The organism is Lysobacter daejeonensis GH1-9 (genome assembly GCF_000768355.1).
Classification (GTDB): Bacteria; Pseudomonadota; Gammaproteobacteria; order Xanthomonadales; family Xanthomonadaceae; genus Aerolutibacter; species Aerolutibacter daejeonensis.
The window spans coordinates 1-19,372 of the sequence record NZ_AVPU01000028.1 but is presented as its reverse complement, the minus strand read 5'-3'; the positions used below and the strand labels follow the sequence as shown (position 1 = coordinate 19,372).

Sequence of the window (19,372 nt, the reverse complement as noted above, 5' to 3'; positions counted from 1 at the left end):
GACAGAACTCGCGGAAAGCGAAGCCTCACCCGAACCCGCGTCGCCGGCAACCGCCGCTGTCGAACTCGAGCCGCACCCGGCCGTGGCGGCACTGCTGGCCAATGCGCTCGCCGAGAGCGTCGATCCGGACCAGGCGCTGGATCTCACGGATCTGGACCCGGAGCTGGTCGATATCTTCGTCGAGGAAGGCGTTGACCTGCTCGACCACTCCGACCGCCTGTTGGCCCAGCTGCGCGAGACGCCGACCGATCGCGAAACCCTGGTCGGCCTGCAGCGCGACCTGCACACCCTCAAGGGTGGCGCGCGCATGGCGGGCATCATGGCCGTGGGCGACCTCGGCCACGTGATGGAATCGCTGCTGGAAGCCGTGGTGGAGAACCGTCGCGAGCTCGGGCGCGAGGGCGTGCCGCTGTTGGAGCGCGGCTTCGATCGCCTGCACACCATGATCACCCGCGTCGGCGAGCGCCGCGCGATCGCGATGCCCGAGGCCTTGATCGCCCAGTTTGAAGCACGTGCCCGCGGCGACGAGATCCCGTTCGCAGCGGCCACGGCCGCGACGCTGGCATCCGTGCCCGTCGCTGCCGAGGCGCTCGCCAGCGCCAACGACGCCACGATGGAGCTGCCCGAGCACGTTTCCGCGGAGCTCAAGCCGTTGTCGGCGCCGTTGGCCGAAGCCACGGCACTGGACGACGAGGACATCGGCATCCGCGCGCCGCAGGAACAGGTGCGCATCCGCGCCGACCTGCTGGACCGCCTGGTCAACTACGCCGGTGAGGTCGCCATCTACCGCGCCCGCCTGGAGCAGCAGCTGGGCGCGTTCCGCACTGCGATCGCGGAGATGGAGCAGACCAACCTGCGCGTGCGCGACCAGTTGCGCCGCCTGGAGATCGAGACCGAAGCGCAGATCGTCGCGCGCTACCAGCGCGAAGACACCGTCGACGCCACCTTCGACCCGCTGGAGCTGGACCGTTTCTCCACCCTGCAGCAGCTGTCGCGCGCGCTGGCCGAGTCCGCCGCCGACCAGACCAGCCTGCAGGGCACGCTCGACGACCTGACCCGCCAGTACGAAACCTTGCTGCTGCAGCAGTCGCGCGTGAGCTCGGAGCTGCAGGAAGGCCTGATGCGCACCCGCATGGTGCCGTTCGATGGCCTGCTGCCGCGCCTGCGCCGCGTGGTCCGCCAGGCCTCCGGCGAGCTGGGCAAGCAGGTGCAGCTCAAGCTGGAAGGCACCCACGGCGAACTGGACCGCAACGTACTGGAGCGCATGACCGCGCCGCTGGAGCACATGCTCCGCAATTCAGTCGCGCACGGCCTGGAAAAGCCGGAGGACCGCCGCAAAGCTGGCAAGGCGGACGAGGGCGCGATCCGCATCGCCCTGCACCGCGAAGGCTCCGAAGTCGTGATCGCGGTGTCGGACGATGGCCGCGGCCTCGACCGCGCCGCCATCCGTCGCCGCGGCGAAGAGCGTGGCCTCGTCCGGCCGGATGCGGTGCTCTCCGACGCCGTGCTGGACCAGCTGATCCTGGAACCGGGCTTCTCCACCGCTACCGAGGTCAGCAAGCTGGCCGGCCGCGGCGTGGGCATGGACGTGGTGGCCAGCGAAGTACGCCAGCTCGGCGGCACGCTGGACATCCACTCCGTTCCCGGCAAGGGCACGCATTTCACCCTGCGCCTGCCGCAGACGCTGGCGGTCACCCAGGCGGTGTTCGTCAAGATCGGCGAAACGACCTTCGCCGTGCCGATTGCATCGGTGCGCGGCGTGGGCCGCATCGCCCGCGAGCAACTGGGCAACGCTGACGTGACCTACCGCTATGGCGGCGAGGACTACGCCCTCCATGACCTGGGCCAGCTCGTCGGCCACGCGCCTGCCAAGGCCGAGGGTCACCTGCAGATGCCGCTGCTGCTGATCCGCGCGGGTGATCTGCGCGCTGCAGTCACCATCGACCAGATCGTGGGCAACCGCGAAATCGTGGTGAAGCCGGTCGGCCCACAGGTTGCGTCCATCCCGGGCATCTTCGGCGCGACCATCATGGGTGACGGCAGCGTGGTCGTGATCCTCGACGTCGCACCGCTGGTGCGTCGCCAGGCGACCCTGCCGCGCGATGTCGAGACGGTCGTGCCGATGATCGAACATCGCCGCGTGCCGCTGGTCATGGTGGTCGACGACTCGATCACCATGCGCAAGGTCACCGGTCGCGTGCTGGAGCGTGCCAACTTCGAAGTCGCCACCGCGAAGGACGGCCTGGATGCGCTGGAGCGCATGGCGGAAATCGTCCCCGACCTGATGCTGCTCGACATCGAGATGCCGCGCATGGACGGCTACGAGCTGGCCACGGCGATGAAGGCCGATCCGCGCCTGCGCAACGTGCCGATCATCATGATCACCTCGCGTACGGGCGAGAAGCACCGCGAGCGCGCGTTCGAAATCGGCGTGAACCGCTACCTCGGCAAGCCGTACCAGGAGCCGGAACTGTTGCGCAACGTGCATGAACTGCTGGGGGTCAACCCGCGCCATGAGCAGTAAGGCCAAACGCGTTGCCCTGTTGTCACGGCCCGGCGCGGCCAATGACCGGCTGGCCGAAGTGCTGGGCGATGCCGGCGTGGAACTGGTGTTGCGGGCAGATCCCACTCAGGTGGATGTGGCCACGGTGCTCGGCGCGCAGCCGGATACGCTGCTGGTCGCCTTGGATGCGCCTACCGAGGACGCATTGGAGCGGCTCGACGCTGCGCTCCATGCGCCCGCGGTCGACGTGATCTACGAAGAGGCCTCTCTGGTGGTTGCGCGCGAGGGCTGGGATGCCGCGCGCTGGCGTCGCCACCTGCTGGCCAAGCTGCAGGGGCACGGCAACGTGCTGCCTCCGGCGCAAGGGGGCGATGTGCACGTGCCTTCGCAGGGCCCCGCTGCGATCGCCCCAACCGTGTCGACACCGACGCCGGCAGCAGTTGCTCCGGCCGCGCCTGCACCGACGCCGACAGCAGAACAGACCCCGGTGCAAGCCGCGACGCCAAGTCCGGCCCAGATCGCGTTGCCCGAACCGGAAGCGCCGTTCACCACTTTCTCGATCAGCCAGACCTTCGACGTGGTCGCCGAGCCGGTGCTGGAAGCCCTCCCAGGGGAGCCGGTCGTCGAGCCTGCGGTCGAGCCGGCGCACACCACGTTTGCATCTTCGATGGCCTGGACGCTGGATCCAGGCCCGGCTGATGTTCCTGCCGTCACGCCCGCCGCTCCCAGCGTGGCGCCGGCCGGACTTGAGGCGTACGACCTGACCCTGTCGTTGGAAGACACCCCATCGACGCCCGTCGTCGAGCAGGCCGCCGCCGACGCCGGCGTTGCCGCGCTGGATTTCAGCGCCTTCGACCCGGTTGCGGCCGAGGCGTTCGACACGCCTCCCGCGCCGGCGCTCGCCGAGCGCTGGGCGGAGCAGGCCTTCGTGACGGAACCGGAGCCGACCGCCACCTCGGCGGAAGACCGCTTCAGCAACGATCTGGCCTCGCTGGAACTGCGCATCGCGTCGATGAGCCTCGTCGATGAGACGCCCGTGCGGGGCCCCGAGAAGGTGCGCGGCGCCGTACTGGTGATGGCCGGCATCGGCGGCCCGGATGCCGTGCGCCAGTTGCTGGGTAGCCTGCCTGCCGACTTCGTACGGCCTGTGCTCGTGCAGCAGCGTCTGGACGGTGCGCGCTACGACCGCCTCGTGGCGCAGATGCAGCGCGCCACCACCTTGCCCGTCAAGCTGGCCGAGGTCGGGCAGCGGGTGGAGCAGGGCGGCGTCTACATCGTGCCCGATACCGTCGGCGTGAACGGCTCAGGGGACGGCCTGGTGTTCGAGGAGGGCGGCAACGACGTGTTGGCGGCACTCCCGGCGGCCGACAGCGCCGTGCTCATGTTGAGCGGCAGCGACCCCGCACGCGTCGACGCCGCCTTGAGCTTCGGCTGGAACGGTGGCCTGGTCGTTGCCCAGAACAGCGATGGCTGTTACGACGCAGCGGCGGTGACCGAGCTGGCCGCCCGTGGCGGCGCGGTGGCCAAGCCCGCCGAGATGGGGGCCCGACTGGTCGCCCACTGGCAACGCGGGGGCTGAGCATGATGTCCCCGACCCCTGAATTCCGTCGGGCGCCCGTCGCCCGCGCCCATCGCCGCGCGGCCACCTCCGCGCGTGGCGGAGCCTGACATGAGCGAAGCCCAGACCTCTCCGCAGAACGACATCCGCGGCGTGTTGATCCAGACCGCGGGCGGCCGCCTGCTGCTGCCCAACGCCACCATCGCCGAGGTGCTGTCGTACGCGCAGCCCGATCCGGTGGAAGGTGCGCCGGGTTGGCTGCTCGGGCGCATGCGCTGGCGTGGCTGGCAACTGCCGCTGGTGGCGTTCGCCGACATGGCCGGCATCGCCCGCGAGAATGCCGAACTGGGTTCCAAGGTGGTGGTGCTGAAGGCGATGGGCGGCAATCCGCGCGCACCGTACTTCGCGCTGCTGACCCAGGGCTTCCCGCGTCTGGTGACCGTGGCCGCTGCCGCGCTGACCGCCGATGCCGACCAGGAAGGCCTGCCCGCGGGCATCCAGGCGCGTGTGCACCTCAACGAGGACGCCGCCCTGGTGCCCGACCTCGAGGGCATCGAGCATCTGATCAACCAGGCGCTCGCCACCGCGGCCTGAGCCGCGGCACGCCGGGCCAGCTCAGGCGAGATCGCCGAACCGTGACTGCAGGGCGGCAATCGCCGCCAGGCCGGCCGTTTCCGTACGCAAGATGCGCGGCCCCAGCCGCACGCCGCTGAAACCACCGGACAGCAGTTGCTCGCGGTCCAGGGGCGACCAGCCGCCCTCCGGGCCCACCGCCAGCACCACCGGCACACCCGGAGACCATGCGAGCGTTGCGCAGGTCGCGGTAGCCTCGGGGTCCAGGATCAGGCGCAATCCGCCGTCGGGCAGGCTGCGTATCGCGGCCTGCAACGGGTCTGGTGGGGATACGCGCGGCACCACCGCACGCCCGCTCTGTTCGCATGCGGAAGTCACCACCGACTGCCAGTGCGCCAGCCGCTTGGCCCCGCGCGCCTCGTCCAGCTTCACCTCGCTGCGTTGCGAATGCAGCGGGTGGACCGCGGTGATGCCGAGTTCCGTGGCCTTCTGCAGGATCAGGTCCATCTTCTCGCCGCGCGCGATGCCCTGCAGCAGTGTGATCGACAGCGGGGATTCGTTTGCCACCGGCCGTGCGGCGCCGATGGCCACCCGCAGGTCGCGCTTGCCCGCCGCAACCACGCAAGCGTGATAGTCGTGGCCATCGCCATTGAACAGCACGCAGGCATCCCCCACGCCCAGGCGCAACACGCGGCCCAAGTGGGCGGCGGGGCCTTCGGGCAGGTCCAGTTCCTGGCCTTCAACCAGGGGCAGGTCGACGTGGACGCGGGTCAGGCGCATGCGCGGGACTCCTGGAGGGCACGGTCGATGGCCGTGCGCGTGGTGGTGGCCAGATGCGCCAATGCCTCGTCGTCGATGCAGTAGGGCGGCATCCAGTACAGCACGTCGCCGAGGGGGCGCAGCAGCACGCCGTGTTCCAACGCGGCGCGGTACGCGTGCAGGCCCACCCGCGCGGCCGGGTCGAACGGCATCGTGCGATTGCCGCCTCGGGTCAACTCGAAGGCCACGACCATGCCGGCCTGGCGCACGTCGGCCACGTTCGGGTGGTCTGCGAACGATGCCGCGTGCCTCGCCATCGTGGCGGCGGTGGCACGATTTCGCACGATCACGTCATCGCGTTCGAAGATGTCGAGCGACGCCAGCGCTGCCGCGCAAGCCAACGGGTTGCCGGTGTAGCTGTGTGAATGCAGGAAGGCGCGTTCGCGAGAATCGTCGAGGAAGCCCTCGTATACGCGATCGGTGGTCAGCACCGCTGCCAGCGGCAGGGCGCCGCCGGTGAGGCCCTTGGACAGGCACATGAAGTCCGGTTGGATGCCAGCCGTGCCCGTACCCTCCGGCGCGGGTGCCTGCTCGCAGGCGAACAGCGTGCCCGTGCGGCCGAAGCCCACCGCGATCTCGTCGGCGATGAGGAACACCCCGAACTCGTCGCACAGCGCCCGGGCCAGCGTCAGGTACAGGGGATCGTGCATGCGCATGCCGCCGGCGCACTGCAGGCGCGGCTCCAGGATGAGGGCGCAGACCTCACCGGCATGCTGTTCCAGCAGGGTGCGCAGCGCCTCGGCGGCACGTTGTGCGCGGTCAGCGGGCGACTCGCCGGGTTCGCACAGGTAGGCGTCTGGCGAGGGCGCGAACAGCGCCTCGGTGAGCAGCGGCGCGTACACCCGCCGATACAGCGGAATGTCGCCCACCGACAGAGCACCAATCGTTTCACCGTGATAGCCGTTCTCCAGCGCGATGAACTTGGTGCGGCGCTCGTCGCCGCGGTTGCGGAACCAGTGGAAGGCCATCTTCAGTGCCACTTCGACCCCGGCCGAGCCGTTGTCGGCATAGAACACCTTGGCCAGCGGGGCCCGTCCGGCCTGGCGTGGTGCCACCGCCAGCAGGCGCTCGGCCAGCTCCACCGCCGGCGCATGCGAGCAGCCCGCCAGGATCACGTGTTCCAGTGTCTGCGCCTGGGTGGCGATCGCGGCCGCCAATCGCGGCTCCGCGTGGCCGAACAGGTTGGTCCACCAGCTGGAGATCGCGTCCAGGTACCGACGGCCATCGCGACCCACCAGCCATGCGCCCTCGCCACGTGCGATGGGAAGCAGGGGCAAGGTGCCCGGGTGTTCGCGCATCTGCGTGCAGGGGTGCCACAGCACCGCCAGGTCGCGTTCGCGCCAGCGTGCCGCGTCGGCTTCCAGCGCGGCTGCCGCAATCGGGTCTGCTAGCATCTGCGTATCGTGATTCGTCTTGCTCATCTCCACATTATCGGCCCTGACGCCGTGGCGCGCTGCGCCGCGGGCGGCAGCACGCACCGGGGTCCAGCCGCATGACACGCCGCCTGCCCACCATCCATGGCATTACCGAGGTCGATGCCGGCCCGTACCGGCTGGAACGCATGGACCTGGAGTTCAGCAACGGCGAGCGCCGCCAGTTCCAGCGCCTGCATGGGCGCGGCCACGGCGCGGTGGTGGTGGTGCCGATGCTGGACGACGATACCGTGCTGCTGGTGCGTGAGTACGCCGCGGGCATGCACCGCTACGAACTGGGGTTGGTGAAGGGCCGCATCGACGAGGGCGAGACGCCGGAGCAGGCCGCCGACCGCGAATTGAAGGAAGAAGCCGGCTACGGCGCACGGACGCTGGTGCACCTGCGTTCGTTGACCCTGGCGCCCACCTACATGAGCCACGAAGCGCACCTGGTGCTGGCCCGTGACCTCTACCCCGAGCGCCTGCCTGGCGACGAGCCGGAAGAGCTCGAGCAAGTGCCTTGGAAACTGGACGCGCTGCACGAGCTGATCCTGCGCGAGGATTTTTCCGAAGGCCGCAGCATCGCGGCGCTGTTCATCGCCCGCGAGTGGCTGAGGCACCATCAATGACGACATTTCCTGCCGGCGGGATCCCGGCCGAGGTGCGCGAAGGCGTGATCGCGATCGCGCGCGAGGCGGCCACCGCCGTCCTGGGCGTGTATGACAGCGAGTTCGCGATCCAGCACAAGGACGATCGCTCGCCGCTGACCGCGGCCGACCTTGCCGCGCATCGCTGCATTGTCGCCGGTTTGGCGGCGTTGACCCCCGACATCCCGGTGCTGTCGGAGGAGTCGGCGCATGAAGTGCCCACCGCCACCCGCCGCAGCTGGTCGCGGCTGTGGGTGGTGGACCCGCTGGACGGGACCCGCGAGTTCATCAAGCGTAACGGCGAGTTCACCGTCAACATCGCCTTGGTCGATGATGGTGAAGCGGTGTTCGGCGTGGTGCAGGCACCGGTGACCGGCGACCTGTGGTACGGCAGCGCCGCGACGGGCGCATTCCGCCGCGAGGGTGACCGCGACACGCCTCTGCGCGTGCGCGCCCCGGCGCTGGCGCCGCTGCGGGTGGCCGCCAGCCGCTCGCACCGCGATGCCCGCACCGAGTCGTTCATGGCGCGCATGGCAGCCAGCGTCGACGGCGCGATCGAGCCCATCGGCCTGGGCTCGTCGCTGAAGTTCTGCCGGGTGGCCGAGGGCGGCCTGGACATCTATCCACGTTTCGGCCCCACCAGCGAGTGGGACACCGCCGCGGCGCAATGCGTGCTGGAGGGCGCCGGGGGCGCGGTGCTGGATTCGCGTGGTCGTCCGTTCCGCTACAACCAGCGCGACACCCTGCTCAACGGCGATTTCGTCGCCATCGGCGATCTCGCGCTGCCGTGGCGGGAGTGGCTGGATGGCTGAGCACGACCCTGTGCACGAGTTGCCCGACGGGATCGACGGGCTGCTGGCGATCATGGCGCGCCTGCGCGATCCCGAGCGCGGCTGTCCCTGGGACGTGAAGCAGACCTTCGCCACCATCGCGCCCTACACGGTCGAGGAGGCGTACGAGGTGGCCGACGCGATCGACCGCCACGACCTGGCCGAACTGCGCGACGAGTTGGGCGACCTGCTGCTGCAGGTGGTGTTCCACGCGCGCATGGCACAGGAGCAGGGCGCCTTCGCCTTTGCCGACGTGGTGGCCGCGATCAACGACAAGATGGTGCGTCGCCACCCACACGTCTTCGCTGGCGCCAGCGTCGAGGATGCGGAAGCGCAGACCGCCGCGTGGGAGGCGCAGAAGCGCCAGGAGCGCGCGGCTCGCGGGGAGGTCGACGAATCCGCTCTGGCTGGCATTGCCCGCGGCCTGCCCGAGTGGCAGCGCGCGGTGAAGCTGCAGAAGCGCGCGGCCAGCGTCGGTTTCGACTGGCCCGGCATCGACCCGGTGCTGGCCAAGCTGCACGAAGAGATCGACGAGGTGCGTGCGGAGTTCACCGCCGTCGCCAACGGCGAGCCGGATGCCCATGCGCGGCTGGAAGAGGAAATCGGCGATCTATTGTTCGTTGCCGCCAACGTGGCCCGCCACGGCAAGGTGGACGTGGGCGCGGCGCTGCGTCGTGCCAACCTCAAGTTCGAGCGCCGCTTCCGCGCGATGGAGGCCCTGGCCGCGGCCGAAAGAGGTGGCCTGTCCGGCCTGTCGCTGGACGAGCAGGACGCCTACTGGGAACGCGTCAAGCGCGACGAGTGACCGGGCGGGCCGCAAGGGGCGTCCCGCCGGACTCACTCCAGGAAAATCAACCACGCCGCCACCACGATCAGGCCGAACCCGGCCCAGTGGTTCCACTTCAGCGGCTGCTCCAGGTACCACGACGAAAACCCGGCGAACACGAGCAGGGTGATCACCTCCTGCATGCCCTTGAGCTGCGGCGCCGAGTACACCATCGACCCGATCCGGTTGGCCGGCACCATCAGGCAGTATTCGAACAGGGCAATGCCCCAGCTGGCGGCGATGGCCAACAGCAGGGGCGAGGACTTGTACCTCAGATGGCCGTACCAGGCGAACGTCATGAAGACATTGGAGCCGACGAGCAGCAGGACTGGCAGGAATCGCTCGAGCATGGACCATGTCGGTAGTTGGATTGCGCGCCAGTTTAATCGCCGGTCAGCTTGTCGGTGGCCGGCTTCACATCCCCTCAACACGCACCCCGGCACCCTTCACAAACCTGAAGACTTGGGGTGATCCATGCAGAACACGAAGGACGGAGGCCTGGTGCTGATCGTCGAGGACAACCGCAACATCTCCGAGATGGTCGGTGAGTACCTGGAAGGACGCGGCTTCGAGGTCGATTACGCGCAGGACGGCCTGGACGGCTATCGCCTGGCGTCGGAGAACAGCTACGACGTGATCGTGCTGGACCTGATGCTGCCGCGCCTGGACGGCGTGGAGGTGTGCAAGCGCCTGCGCGAGGAGGCGCGGAAATCGACGCCGGTGCTGATGCTGACCTCGCGCGACACGCTGGAAGAGAAGCTGACCGGCCTGTCGGCGGGCGCCGACGACTACCTGACCAAGCCATTCGCGGTGCAGGAACTGGAAGCGCGCCTGCGTGCCCTGATCCGCCGTGAGCGCCGCCAGGTGGGCGGTGAGGTGTTGAAGGTTGGCGACCTCGTGCTCGATCCGACGTCGTTGCGGGTGACGCGCGGCGGCATTGAACTGCAGCTCTCGCCGATCGGCCTGAAGCTGCTGACCATCCTGATGCGCGAATCCCCGCGCGTGGTCAGCCGCCAGGAAATCGAGCGCGAGATCTGGGGCAACAGCCTGCCGGACTCCGACACCCTGCGTAGCCACCTGTACAACCTGCGCAAGACGATCGACAAGCCGTTCGACAATCCCTTGCTGCACACCGTGCAGTCAGCCGGGTACCGCGTGGCGGACGTATCCCAGCCCGCCTGAACATCGGAAGGCGAGTGAGTACACAGGGGCTGCCACGCAGGATCAAGCGTGCCTTCATCGCGCAGGCGGTGGTGGGCAGCGTGGTGCTGGCCGCAGGCATCATGATCGCCGCAGTGTGGGGTACGCAGCGCCTGCAGGAGCAGCGGTTGGCCATGGAGGCCAAGCGCTTCTGGTCGGCCCATGCCCAGGATCCTGCCAGCGCAAGGACTCCCTATGCGGGCACGCTCCACGGCTATTTCATTCCCGCCTCCGGCCCGCCGGCGGAGCCGCTGCCCGACGGCCTCAAGGGGCTGCAAGCCGGGATGCACGCCATTCCCGGCGGCGCTGCCCGGGTCGAGCGCCGGCCCGAAGGCACGCTGTACCTGATCTCCAGTTCGCTCTATTTCAAGCGCGCGATAGGACTGGTGGCAGGGCCTGCGCTGGTGCTGGCGCTGGTGACGATGTGGCTCATGTCCTGGCTCACCTACCGCATTTCAAAGCGGCTGGTGGTGCCGGTGACGTGGCTGGCCGAGCGCGTGCGAACCTGGGACCCGCGTGATTCCGACGCGTTTGTCGCCGACGTAGCGCGCTTGCCCCCCGACGCTGGGGTGGAAGTGCGACGCCTGTCGGGTGCCCTGCTCGATCTCAACCGTCGCGTGCATGACTTCGTCCGCCGCGAGCGTGACTTCACCCGCGACGCCAGCCATGAACTGCGCACGCCACTCACGGTGGTGCGCCTGTCCACCGACATGATGCTCGCCCGCGAAGATCTTGACGTGCCACTGCGCCGCTCGCTGACCCGCGTGCAGGCCGCCGGCCGCGACATGGAGGCCGCGATCGATGCCTTCATGCTGCTGGCGCGCGAGACGGAGATTGACGCGCAGAGCGAGGATTTCGATGTGGTCGACGTGGTGGCCGAGGAAGTCGACCTCATCCGTCCACTGTTGCGCGACCGTCCGGTGACGGTCACCGTCGACGACGAAGGCGGCCCGCGTCTGCATGCGCCGGCCAGCGTGCTGGCCTTGATGCTGCGCAACCTGTTGGGCAATGCGGTGCAGTTCACTGGCGCCGGCGCGATCCGCGTGGTGGTCGCCCCGGATCGCATCGACGTCATCGACACGGGCATCGGCATGACGCCCGAAGTGTTGTCGCAAGTGTTCAATCCCTTCTACAAGGCCAACCTGCAGGAAGGCGAGGGCAAGGGTGTGGGCCTGTCGATCGTGCGCCGACTGGGCGAGCGGATGGGTTGGCCAGTGTCGTTGGCCAGCGAGCCGGGCAAAGGCACCACCGCGACGATCTCGTTGGCCCGCGCATCCGGGGCCTGAACCCTGCCCGCAGGCGGTAAGCTGGATCGACATGTCAACGCGTGGCCCACCTGCGCGTTCCCGCAGTCAACTCTTGTCGAATCCGGATCATTCGTGGCCCAGTCCAAGCCGTCCCGCTCCCCTTCGTCCTTCTGGCTCCGACGCGGGCTCATTACATTGGTCGTGCTGGCTGTGGGCACCGCCGGCATCCTGGCCTGGCGCGGCCGGGGCACGCAGGACGAAACGGCCTGGCGCACGGCCAAGGTGGAAAAAGGCGACATCCGCGTGGCGATTTCAGCCACGGGAACGCTGGCGGCCATCTCCACCGTCGACGTGGGCAGCCAGATTTCCGGTCAGGTGATCGACGTGCTGGTCGACTACAACGACCACGTCTCCAAGGATCAGGTCATTGCCCGCATCGATCCCAGTACTTACGAGGCGCAGATCGCGCAGGGCGACGCCGCGGCCAACAGCGCGCGCGCCGGGCTGGCCACCGCGCAGGCCGTGCTGCGCAACGCAGAGGTGGACTACCGGCGCAAGGCGAGCCTGGGACAGCAGCAACTGGTGTCGCAGGGTGATGTCGACCAGGCGCGCGCCACGCTCGACCAGGCCCGCGCGCAGGTCGCACAGGCGCAGGCGCAGATCCGCCAGCAGGTGGCCTCCACCCAGACCGCGCGGTTGAATCTGCAGCGCGCGGTGATCCGCTCGCCGGTCGATGGCGTGGTGCTCACGCGTTCAATCGAACCGGGCCAGACCGTGGCGGCCAGCCTGCAGGCGCCGGTGCTGTTCCAGATCGCAGAAGACCTGTCGAAGATGGAGATCGTGCTGGCCATCGACGAAGCCGACATCGGCCAGGTCAAGCGCGGGCTGGACGTGGGCTTCACCGTCGACGCGTTCCCCGATCGCCAGTTCCGCGGCAAGGTGCAGCAGGTGCGGCTGTCGGCGACCAACACCAGCAACGTGATCACCTACCCGGTGGTGGTCGCGGTGGACAATGCCGACCAGTCGCTGTTGCCGGGCATGACCGCCAACGCCGAGATCGAGGTCAGCCGTCGTGATGACGTGCTGCGCGTGCCCAATGCGGCGCTGCGCTTCAAGCCGGCCGAGGATGACACGGCGGGCGCCACGCAGGCATCGGGCGCCGCTGGGCGTGGCGGGGCCGCCAATGATCTGCCGCGCGCGGCCGCAAAGCTCAAGCTGGATGCGGCGCAACAGCAGGCATTCGACGACGCGCTGGGCCAGATGCGCGAGCGCATGGCCGCGCGCGCAGCCGCACCGCAGCAGTCCAGCGGCGGCGGCAGCACGCTGTTCGGTGGCGGCATGCGCATGGGCGGCGGTGGTGGTGCCGCGGGTGGTGGCAACAGCGGTCAGATGCGCCAGCGCATGCAGGAGCGGTTCCGCCAGCAGTTCGCGAGCTTCCGCGCCAAGCTGACGCCCGAGCAGCAGGCGCAATGGGATGCCGAAATCAACGCGCTGGTTTCGGCGCGTCGAGCCCCGCTGTACCGCCTGGTGGACGGCAAGCCCCAGCCGGTAACGGTGCGCGTGGGCGCCAGCGACGGCAGCTTCACCGAAGTCTCGGGCGACATCGCCGAGGGCGATACCGTGGTTACCGGCAGTGGGCGGTCGGCGAAGTGATGCCTTCCGTCGCGCCGGCCGATGACGTGGTCATCCGCACCCACAACCTGCGCAAGGTCTACGCCCCCGGCACCGAAGCCGAGGTGGTCGCGCTCAGCGACGCGGACATGGCCGTCCGCCGCGGCGAGTTTGTCGCCATCATCGGACCCTCCGGGTCGGGCAAGTCCACGCTGATGAACCTCATCGGCTGCCTGGACAAACCCAGTGCCGGCACCTACCTGTGCGACGGCGTGGACGTGGCGACACTGGATGCCGAGGAGCGCGCCATCCTGCGCCGCGACAAGATCGGCTTCGTTTTCCAAGGCTTCAACCTGCTACCGCGATTGAGCGCGCTGGAGAACGTGGCCATGCCAATGGGCTATGCCAACGTGCCGCGCGCCGAGCGCCTGCGGCGCGCGCAGGCGGCACTGGAGGCGGTGGGGCTCGGCGGGCGAACCGGGCATCGCCCCAGCGAGTTGTCCGGTGGCCAGCAGCAGCGTGTGGCCATCGCCCGCGCGCTGATCAACCGTCCGCCGATCCTGCTCGCCGATGAGCCGACCGGCGCGCTCGACACCCACACCGGCGACGAGATTCTGCGCCTGTTCAAGCAGCTGCAGCGTGACGGCCACACCGTGGTGCTGATCACCCACGACCCCGACGTGGCCGCGGCGGCCAATCGCACGTTCGTCATCCGTGATGGCGTGCTGAGCGAAGGAGGTTCGCTGTGAACGGCCTGGAAGTGGTGCGCACCGCCATCCATGCGCTGCGCGGAAACTGGATGCGCAGTGCGCTCACCTCGCTGGGCGTGATCATCGGCATCGCCGCCGTCATCGTCATGGTTTCGGTGGGACAGGGCACGCAGCGCGAGATCGACAAGCTGGTCTCGGGGTTGGGCTCCAACCGGCTGGACGTGTTCGGTGCCGGTGGATTTGGTGGTGGTGGCGCGCGCATGGCGGCGGGCAGCCGCTTCACGCTCAGCGAAGACGACGCCAAGGCGATCCGCGAGGAGGTGCCGGAAGTGCAGTACGTGGCCGCCTCGCTGCGCGGCGGCACCCAGGTGGTGTATGCCGAGAGCAACTGGTCCACGCAGTGGCTCGGAGTGCAGGCCGACTATTTCGCGATCAACACCTGGACGCTGGCCAACGGCGACGGCTTCGAACAGCGCGACTACAACGGCGGCAAGTCGGTGATCCTGGGCGAGACCGTGCGCCGCGAGCTGTTCGGCGACGAGGATGCACTGGGGCAGACGGTGCGTCTGGGCCGCGTGCCGTTCACCGTGGTCGGCACACTGGCCCCCAAGGGGCAGGGCGGATTCGGTCAGGACCAGGACGACGTGATCCTGGTGCCGCTGGAAACCGCGCGTCGGCGGTTGAGGGGTGCCAGCGGCGCGCCGGCGGGCGCGGTGCGCGACATCGCGATCGGCGTGGAGCGCGCCGAGGACGTGGGCTACGCCCAAGGCGAGATCGAAGCGCTGCTGCGCCAGCGGCACCGCATCCAGCCAGGCGAAGACGATGACTTCAGCGTGCGCAACATCGCCGAGGTGGTGGCCACGCGCACCCAGACCACGCGCCTGATGTCGCTGTTGCTGGGCGCGGTGGCGACGATCTCGCTGATCGTGGGCGGCATTGGCATCATGAACATCATGCTGGTCTCGGTGACCGAACGTATCCGCGAAATCGGCCTGCGCATGGCGGTCGGGGCCGGTCCCGGCGACATCCGGCGCCAGTTCCTCGCCGAGGCGATGCTGATCTCGTTGATCGGCGGTGCGCTTGGCATCGTCATCGGCATCGGTGGCGCCCTGCTGGTGGGCAAGTTTGGTTCTCTGCCAGTGGCGCTGAACGCGCAGGTCATCGGCCTGGCCGCGGGGTTCTCCATCGCCACGGGCCTGTTCTTTGGCTACTACCCGGCGCGCAAGGCGTCGCTGCTGGACCCGATCGAGGCGCTGCGGCAGCAGTGAGGCGTGGCGCTACCCCACCTCCACCTCCCCGGACATCGTGCGAGGACAAAGGTGGTACCGGTTCGCTGACGGGAAACGGGGTAAAGTCAGGATGATTGCAACTCTCACCACCGCCATGCGCCTGCTGACCACTGCCGCCCTGATGCTTGCCGCCGTGACCGCCCAAGCTTCCACGCCCAGCCCCGCGACCGCCGCACCCAAGACCGCGCTGGTCATCCACGGTGGCGCCGGCTTCGTGCCGAAGGATTCGTTGAGCGCGGCCGACCTCAAGGACATCCACGCCACCCTCAACCGGGCGCTGGATGCGGGTAGCAAGGTGCTGTCCACCGGCGGTGCCGCCCTGGATGCCGTCGAGGCGGCCGTCCGTGTGCTGGAGGAGTCGCCGCGATTCAACGCGGGTAAGGGGGCCGTCTTCAACGCAGTGGGCGGCCATGAACTGGACGCTTCCATCATGGAAGGCCACACCCGTCGTGCGGGCGCCGTGGCCGGCGTGACCACCGTGCGCAGTCCGATCAAGCTGGCGCGCGCGGTGATGGAGCACAGCCCACACGTGATGCTGGCCGGCGCCGGTGCCGAGGCGTTTGCCGATACCCGTCCGGAGATCGAGCGCGTACCCAACAACTGGTTCGATACCGGACACCGCCGTCGTGCCCTGGAGAAGGCGCAGCGCGAGGAGGCGGAAAAGGCGCGCAAGGGCCTGGACCCGACGGCCTATCGCCCCCTTGAGGACGACGCGCCCAAGTATTTCGGCACGGTGGGCGCCGTCGCGCTGGACGTGCACGGCCACATCGCCGCAGCGACCAGCACCGGCGGCATGACCAACAAACGCTACGGCCGCGTCGGCGACTCGCCGATCATCGGCGCCGGCACCTGGGCTGATGACCGCTGTGGCGTCTCCGGTACTGGATGGGGCGAGTACTACATCCGTGCCGCGGTCGCGCACGACATCTGCGCGCGCGTGGCCTATCGCGGCGACAGCCTGCAGGCGGCGGCCGAAGAGGTGGTGAACCGCATCGTCCCCTCCTTGGGCGGCGATGGCGGCGCCATCGCGCTGGACCGCGACGGCAACATCGCCATGCCGTTCAACAGCGGCTCCATGTTCCGTGGCTGGATCCGTCCCGACGGCAGGCGGGGAACCGCGGTCCACGAGGACTGAACGGGCGGCTCCTCTCCGGCGGCAGGATGCCTGGCGGCGCCCGTCACACCCTTGTGGCAAAATTGGCGGCTTCCGCCCCCGTGGCCTCACATCCCCAGACCCGATGGCAGACGAGTTCGGACACCTCCCCCGCCGCCCGGATCGCATCCTGAAGGCGGCCAAGTGGTCCATGCAGGGTTTGGAGGCGGCCTGGTTGCATGAGTCCTCCTTCCGGCTTGAGGTCTACCTGTTCGTGGTCCTCGCACCGCTGGCCGTGTGGCTGGGCCAGACCCCGGTTGAGCAGGTGCTGCTGATCGGCTCGATGCTGGTGGTGCTGAGCGTGGAACTGCTCAACTCGGCCGTGGAGGCGGTGATCGAACGCTACGGCGCCGAGTTCCACGAGTTGGCCGGGCGCGCCAAGGACATGGGCTCGGCTGCGGTGTTCGTCGTGATGATGAACGTGCTGCTGACCTGGGGCCTGATCCTGTTGCCGCGCCTGTTCTGATTTCCTGAATTATTGATTGGCTGGAATTCCCTCCGTGATTGAACTGCTTTCCGATCCGCAAACCTGGATCACCCTGATCACCCTGAGCGCGATCGAGATCGTGCTGGGTATCGACAACCTCGTCTTCATCTCCATCGCGGTCAGCAAACTGCCCCCGCACCAGCGCGAGAAGGCGCGCAAGTTCGGCATCGCGGTGGCGTGCATCACCCGGATCGCGCTGCTGTTGACCCTGGCCTGGCTCGCGGGGCTGACCAGTGACCTGTTCCAGCTGTTCGGCCAGGGCATCTCGGTGCGCGACCTGGTGCTGATCGTCGGCGGCCTGTTCCTGCTGGTGAAGGGCAGCATGGAGATCAAGGACCTGATCATCGGCGAGGACGAATCCGAGGACGTGCACACCAAGCCGCTGGCCTCCTTCGGCCTGGTGATCGCGCAGATCGCGGTGATCGACATCGTGTTCTCGCTGGACTCGGTCATCGCGGCGGTGGGCATGGCCAACCAGACCCCGGTGATGGTGGCTGCGATCCTGATGGCAGTGGCGGTGATGCTGCTGGCAGCCAAGCCGCTGGGCCACTTCATCGACAACAATCCGACCATCAAGATGCTGGCGCTGGCGTTCATCGTGCTGGTGGGTGCGTACCTGGTGCTGGACGGCTTCGAGGTCCACATCGGCAAGGGCTACATCTACGGCGCGATGGGCTTCTCCGCCGCGGTTGAAGTGCTCAACCTGTGGGCCAAGCGCCGCGCGCAGCGTCGCCTCCTGCCGGAGTGAGAATCGCGCCACGTCCGGTGGGCCCGACGGCTTCCGGCGTAGCGAACGGCGAAGGGCTGGCCTGTGGCCAGCCCTTTTTTCGTCCGCGTGCCTTCATTGCATACCAACGCGGGCGGTGCTGGAATGCGCTGCATTACCCTGAACGGAGTCGACCCATGCGCAGGATCCTGATGGCCCTGATCGTGATGTCGCTGACCTTGATGCTCAGCGGCTGTGGCTACAACACCATCCAGCAGAAGGACGAGGCGGTGAAGGCGGCCTGGTCGCAGGTGCTGAACGTCTACAAGCGTCGCGCCGACCTGGTGCCCAACCTGGTGGCCACCGTGCGGGGTTATGCCGCGCACGAGGCGCAGGTACTAACCCAGGTGACCGAAGCGCGCGCCAAGGTGGGCAGCATCAACGTGAATGCCGATGACCCGGCGTCGCTGCAGCAGTTCCAGGAAGCCCAGGCCGGCCTGCAGAGCGCCATCGGCCGCCTGTTGCTGGTCACCGAGAACTACCCGCAGCTCAAGGCCGACCAGAACTTCCTGCAGTTGCAGGCGCAGCTGGAAGGCACCGAAAACCGCATCACCGTCGAGCGCCAGCGCTACATCGAGACGGTGCAGGACTACAACACCTACATCCGCTCGTTCCCGCAGAACCTCGTGGCGATGATGTTCGGCTACAAGGTCAAGCCCAACTTCGCCGTGGAGAACGAGGCGCAGATCCAGGAGGCGCCGAAGGTGGATTTCGGCCAGCCGGCGCCGCAGCAACAACCACAGCAACAGCAGCCGCAGCCGACGCAGCCGGCACCGGCCAACGGCTGATCTGCCCGGAGGATGCATGCAGGCCATGGTCGGCGCATTGGCAGGACGATGGGTGCCGACCTCCCGGCAGGACGGGCGCGCATTGCCGGGTCATGAGTACGCGATGTCTCCTGCCATGACGGCAATCGCGGCCGCCGCACCGTTGCAGGTCGCACGCCGTGGCCGCTGGTTTGGCGTTGTCCTGGCCATGCTGGTTGCGTTGCTGCCGCCACTGGTCGCAGCGGCGCAGCAGCTGGCACCGATCCCGGCCCTCGACTCGCCGGTGGTGGACACCACCGGTACGCTGGATCCCGCCACTCGCCAGGCGCTGGAAACCCAGGCCCGGGCGCTGCAGCTGCGCAAGGGCAGCCAGTTGCAGGTGCTGGTCGTCCCGACCACGCAGCCCGAGGACATCGCGCAATACAGCGTTCGTGTGTTCGACCAATGGAAGCTCGGGCGGCAGAAGGTGGACGATGGCGTGCTGCTGGTCGTTGCCAAGGATGACCGGCGCGTACGCATCGAGGTGGGCTACGGCCTTGAAGGCGCCATTCCCGACGCGACATCGGCGCGGGTGATCCAGGAGTACCTGGTACCGAAGTTTCGTGCGGGCGATTACGCCGGCGGCATCACCGATGCAACGGGTGCGCTGGTCAAGCTCATCGATGGCGAACCGCTGCCGGCGCCGATGGTGGATACGCAATCCGAAGGCGGCAAAGGCGGCGGCGACTGGATCTTCGCCCTGTTCGTGGCCTTCATCGTTGCCCAGGTGGCCCGAGGCCTGTTTGGCCGCGCGCCGCGTTTCGTGCGTGGCATCGTCGGTGGGGGCGCCGCGGGTGGCGTGGCGTGGCTGATGTCGTCGTTGCTGCTGGTTGGCGGCATCGGGGCCCTGATGGGGTTGTTCATGGGCCTGGCCAGCGCGTCGACCGGTCGCTATGCCCGCGACAGCGGCTGGGGCGGGTTTGGCGGCGGCTGGG

19 protein-coding genes are annotated in these 19,372 nt (G+C 68.5%); 16 read left to right on the top strand and 3 right to left on the bottom strand.

Annotated elements, in window-relative coordinates:
- Positions 1 to 82: 82 nt before the first annotated feature.
- The 3 genes from N800_RS16545 to N800_RS12670 all read left to right on the top strand — a co-directional run bounded on the left by N800_RS16545 (position 83) and on the right by N800_RS12670 (position 4,655).
- Positions 83 to 2,524: a response regulator gene (locus N800_RS16545; protein WP_425476518.1), complete on the top strand. Its 2,442-nt coding sequence runs from the start codon at positions 83 to 85 to the stop codon at positions 2,522 to 2,524.
- Positions 2,514 to 4,082, top strand: a complete 1,569-nt coding sequence (locus N800_RS16355; protein WP_052108228.1) for a chemotaxis protein CheB — start codon at positions 2,514 to 2,516, stop codon at positions 4,080 to 4,082. Before N800_RS16545 ends, N800_RS16355 begins: the two co-directional genes overlap by 11 nt.
- Positions 4,083 to 4,172: 90 nt before the next feature.
- Complete coding sequence (locus N800_RS12670) at positions 4,173 to 4,655, top strand: chemotaxis protein CheW (RefSeq protein ID WP_036139256.1); 483 nt, start codon at positions 4,173 to 4,175, stop codon at positions 4,653 to 4,655.
- A gap of 21 nt (positions 4,656 to 4,676) precedes the next feature.
- On the opposite strand, the gene N800_RS12665 is transcribed toward N800_RS12670, so the two are convergent.
- Both N800_RS12665 and bioA read right to left on the bottom strand, forming a co-directional pair.
- Positions 4,677 to 5,414 (bottom strand): 16S rRNA (uracil(1498)-N(3))-methyltransferase, encoded by a 738-nt coding sequence (locus tag N800_RS12665; RefSeq protein ID WP_036139253.1) that lies wholly within the window; start codon positions 5,412 to 5,414, stop codon positions 4,677 to 4,679.
- Entirely contained in the window at positions 5,405 to 6,874 is a 1,470-nt protein-coding gene (gene bioA, locus N800_RS12660) for an adenosylmethionine--8-amino-7-oxononanoate transaminase (protein WP_036139251.1), read from the bottom strand. Before bioA ends, N800_RS12665 begins: the two co-directional genes overlap by 10 nt.
- Positions 6,875 to 6,945: 71 nt before the next feature.
- On the opposite strand from bioA, the gene nudE reads away from it, so the two are divergent.
- The 3 genes from nudE to mazG are packed head-to-tail and all read left to right on the top strand — an operon-like array spanning position 6,946 to position 9,147.
- On the top strand, positions 6,946 to 7,494 hold the full coding sequence (nudE, locus tag N800_RS12655; RefSeq protein WP_036139247.1) for an ADP compounds hydrolase NudE: 549 nt from the start codon (positions 6,946 to 6,948) through the stop codon (positions 7,492 to 7,494).
- Complete coding sequence (gene cysQ / locus N800_RS12650; RefSeq protein WP_036139244.1) at positions 7,491 to 8,324, top strand: 3'(2'),5'-bisphosphate nucleotidase CysQ; 834 nt, start codon at positions 7,491 to 7,493, stop codon at positions 8,322 to 8,324. The genes nudE and cysQ overlap by 4 nt, the downstream gene beginning before the upstream one ends.
- Positions 8,317 to 9,147, top strand: a complete 831-nt coding sequence (gene mazG, locus N800_RS12645) for a nucleoside triphosphate pyrophosphohydrolase (protein ID WP_084087635.1) — start codon at positions 8,317 to 8,319, stop codon at positions 9,145 to 9,147. Before cysQ ends, mazG begins: the two co-directional genes overlap by 8 nt.
- A 32-nt stretch (positions 9,148 to 9,179) precedes the next feature.
- Here the strand turns inward: mazG and N800_RS12640 are convergent, their stop codons facing one another.
- Positions 9,180 to 9,518 carry a DMT family protein gene (locus N800_RS12640; protein ID WP_036139241.1) on the bottom strand — a complete coding sequence of 113 codons (339 nt, stop codon included), beginning with the start codon at positions 9,516 to 9,518 and terminating at the stop codon, positions 9,180 to 9,182.
- Between the two features lie 124 nt (positions 9,519 to 9,642).
- Between N800_RS12640 and N800_RS12635 the strand changes: the two genes are divergently transcribed.
- The 10 genes from N800_RS12635 to N800_RS12590 all read left to right on the top strand — a co-directional run.
- Positions 9,643 to 10,350, top strand: a complete 708-nt coding sequence (locus N800_RS12635) for a response regulator transcription factor (RefSeq protein ID WP_036139238.1) — start codon at positions 9,643 to 9,645, stop codon at positions 10,348 to 10,350.
- 14 nt (positions 10,351 to 10,364) lie between these two features.
- On the top strand, positions 10,365 to 11,654 hold the full coding sequence (locus tag N800_RS12630) for a sensor histidine kinase (RefSeq protein WP_036139235.1): 1,290 nt from the start codon (positions 10,365 to 10,367) through the stop codon (positions 11,652 to 11,654).
- Positions 11,655 to 11,747: 93 nt separating this feature from the next.
- Positions 11,748 to 13,268 (top strand): efflux RND transporter periplasmic adaptor subunit, encoded by a 1,521-nt coding sequence (locus N800_RS12625; protein WP_052108227.1) that lies wholly within the window; start codon positions 11,748 to 11,750, stop codon positions 13,266 to 13,268.
- Positions 13,268 to 13,975: an ABC transporter ATP-binding protein gene (locus tag N800_RS12620; RefSeq protein WP_036139233.1), complete on the top strand. Its 708-nt coding sequence runs from the start codon at positions 13,268 to 13,270 to the stop codon at positions 13,973 to 13,975. The genes N800_RS12625 and N800_RS12620 overlap by 1 nt, the downstream gene beginning before the upstream one ends.
- Entirely contained in the window at positions 13,972 to 15,204 is a 1,233-nt protein-coding gene (locus tag N800_RS12615; protein ID WP_036139230.1) for an ABC transporter permease, read from the top strand. Before N800_RS12620 ends, N800_RS12615 begins: the two co-directional genes overlap by 4 nt.
- A 91-nt stretch (positions 15,205 to 15,295) precedes the next feature.
- Positions 15,296 to 16,360 carry an isoaspartyl peptidase/L-asparaginase family protein gene (locus N800_RS12610; protein ID WP_036139228.1) on the top strand — a complete coding sequence of 355 codons (1,065 nt, stop codon included), beginning with the start codon at positions 15,296 to 15,298 and terminating at the stop codon, positions 16,358 to 16,360.
- A gap of 103 nt (positions 16,361 to 16,463) precedes the next feature.
- The gene (locus tag N800_RS12605; protein WP_036139225.1) at positions 16,464 to 16,844 is read left to right on the top strand and encodes a diacylglycerol kinase; all 381 of its coding nucleotides are present in this window, start codon (positions 16,464 to 16,466) and stop codon (positions 16,842 to 16,844) included.
- A 34-nt stretch (positions 16,845 to 16,878) separates the two neighbouring features.
- The gene (locus N800_RS12600) at positions 16,879 to 17,613 is read left to right on the top strand and encodes a TerC family protein (RefSeq protein ID WP_036139222.1); all 735 of its coding nucleotides are present in this window, start codon (positions 16,879 to 16,881) and stop codon (positions 17,611 to 17,613) included.
- A gap of 155 nt (positions 17,614 to 17,768) precedes the next feature.
- On the top strand, positions 17,769 to 18,419 hold the full coding sequence (locus N800_RS12595; RefSeq protein ID WP_036139219.1) for a LemA family protein: 651 nt from the start codon (positions 17,769 to 17,771) through the stop codon (positions 18,417 to 18,419).
- Positions 18,420 to 18,606: 187 nt separating this feature from the next.
- A partial coding sequence (locus N800_RS12590) for a TPM domain-containing protein (protein WP_036139273.1) occupies positions 18,607 to 19,372 on the top strand: 766 nt, incomplete at its 3' end.

Coding starts and splice junctions, on each gene's coding strand:
- cysQ (WP_036139244.1), top strand. CDS start 7,491: ATGACGACATTTCCTGCCGGCGGGATCCCGGCCGAGGTGCGCGAAGGC.
- N800_RS12605 (WP_036139225.1), top strand. CDS start 16,464: ATGGCAGACGAGTTCGGACACCTCCCCCGCCGCCCGGATCGCATCCTG.
- N800_RS12670 (WP_036139256.1), top strand. CDS start 4,173: ATGAGCGAAGCCCAGACCTCTCCGCAGAACGACATCCGCGGCGTGTTG.
- mazG (WP_084087635.1), top strand. CDS start 8,317: ATGGCTGAGCACGACCCTGTGCACGAGTTGCCCGACGGGATCGACGGG.
- N800_RS12640 (WP_036139241.1), bottom strand. CDS start 9,518: ATGCTCGAGCGATTCCTGCCAGTCCTGCTGCTCGTCGGCTCCAATGTC.
- N800_RS12620 (WP_036139233.1), top strand. CDS start 13,268: ATGCCTTCCGTCGCGCCGGCCGATGACGTGGTCATCCGCACCCACAAC.
- bioA (WP_036139251.1), bottom strand. CDS start 6,874: ATGAGCAAGACGAATCACGATACGCAGATGCTAGCAGACCCGATTGCG.
- N800_RS12595 (WP_036139219.1), top strand. CDS start 17,769: ATGCGCAGGATCCTGATGGCCCTGATCGTGATGTCGCTGACCTTGATG.
- nudE (WP_036139247.1), top strand. CDS start 6,946: ATGACACGCCGCCTGCCCACCATCCATGGCATTACCGAGGTCGATGCC.
- N800_RS12610 (WP_036139228.1), top strand. CDS start 15,296: ATGATTGCAACTCTCACCACCGCCATGCGCCTGCTGACCACTGCCGCC.
- N800_RS12635 (WP_036139238.1), top strand. CDS start 9,643: ATGCAGAACACGAAGGACGGAGGCCTGGTGCTGATCGTCGAGGACAAC.
- N800_RS16355 (WP_052108228.1), top strand. CDS start 2,514: ATGAGCAGTAAGGCCAAACGCGTTGCCCTGTTGTCACGGCCCGGCGCG.
- N800_RS12665 (WP_036139253.1), bottom strand. CDS start 5,414: ATGCGCCTGACCCGCGTCCACGTCGACCTGCCCCTGGTTGAAGGCCAG.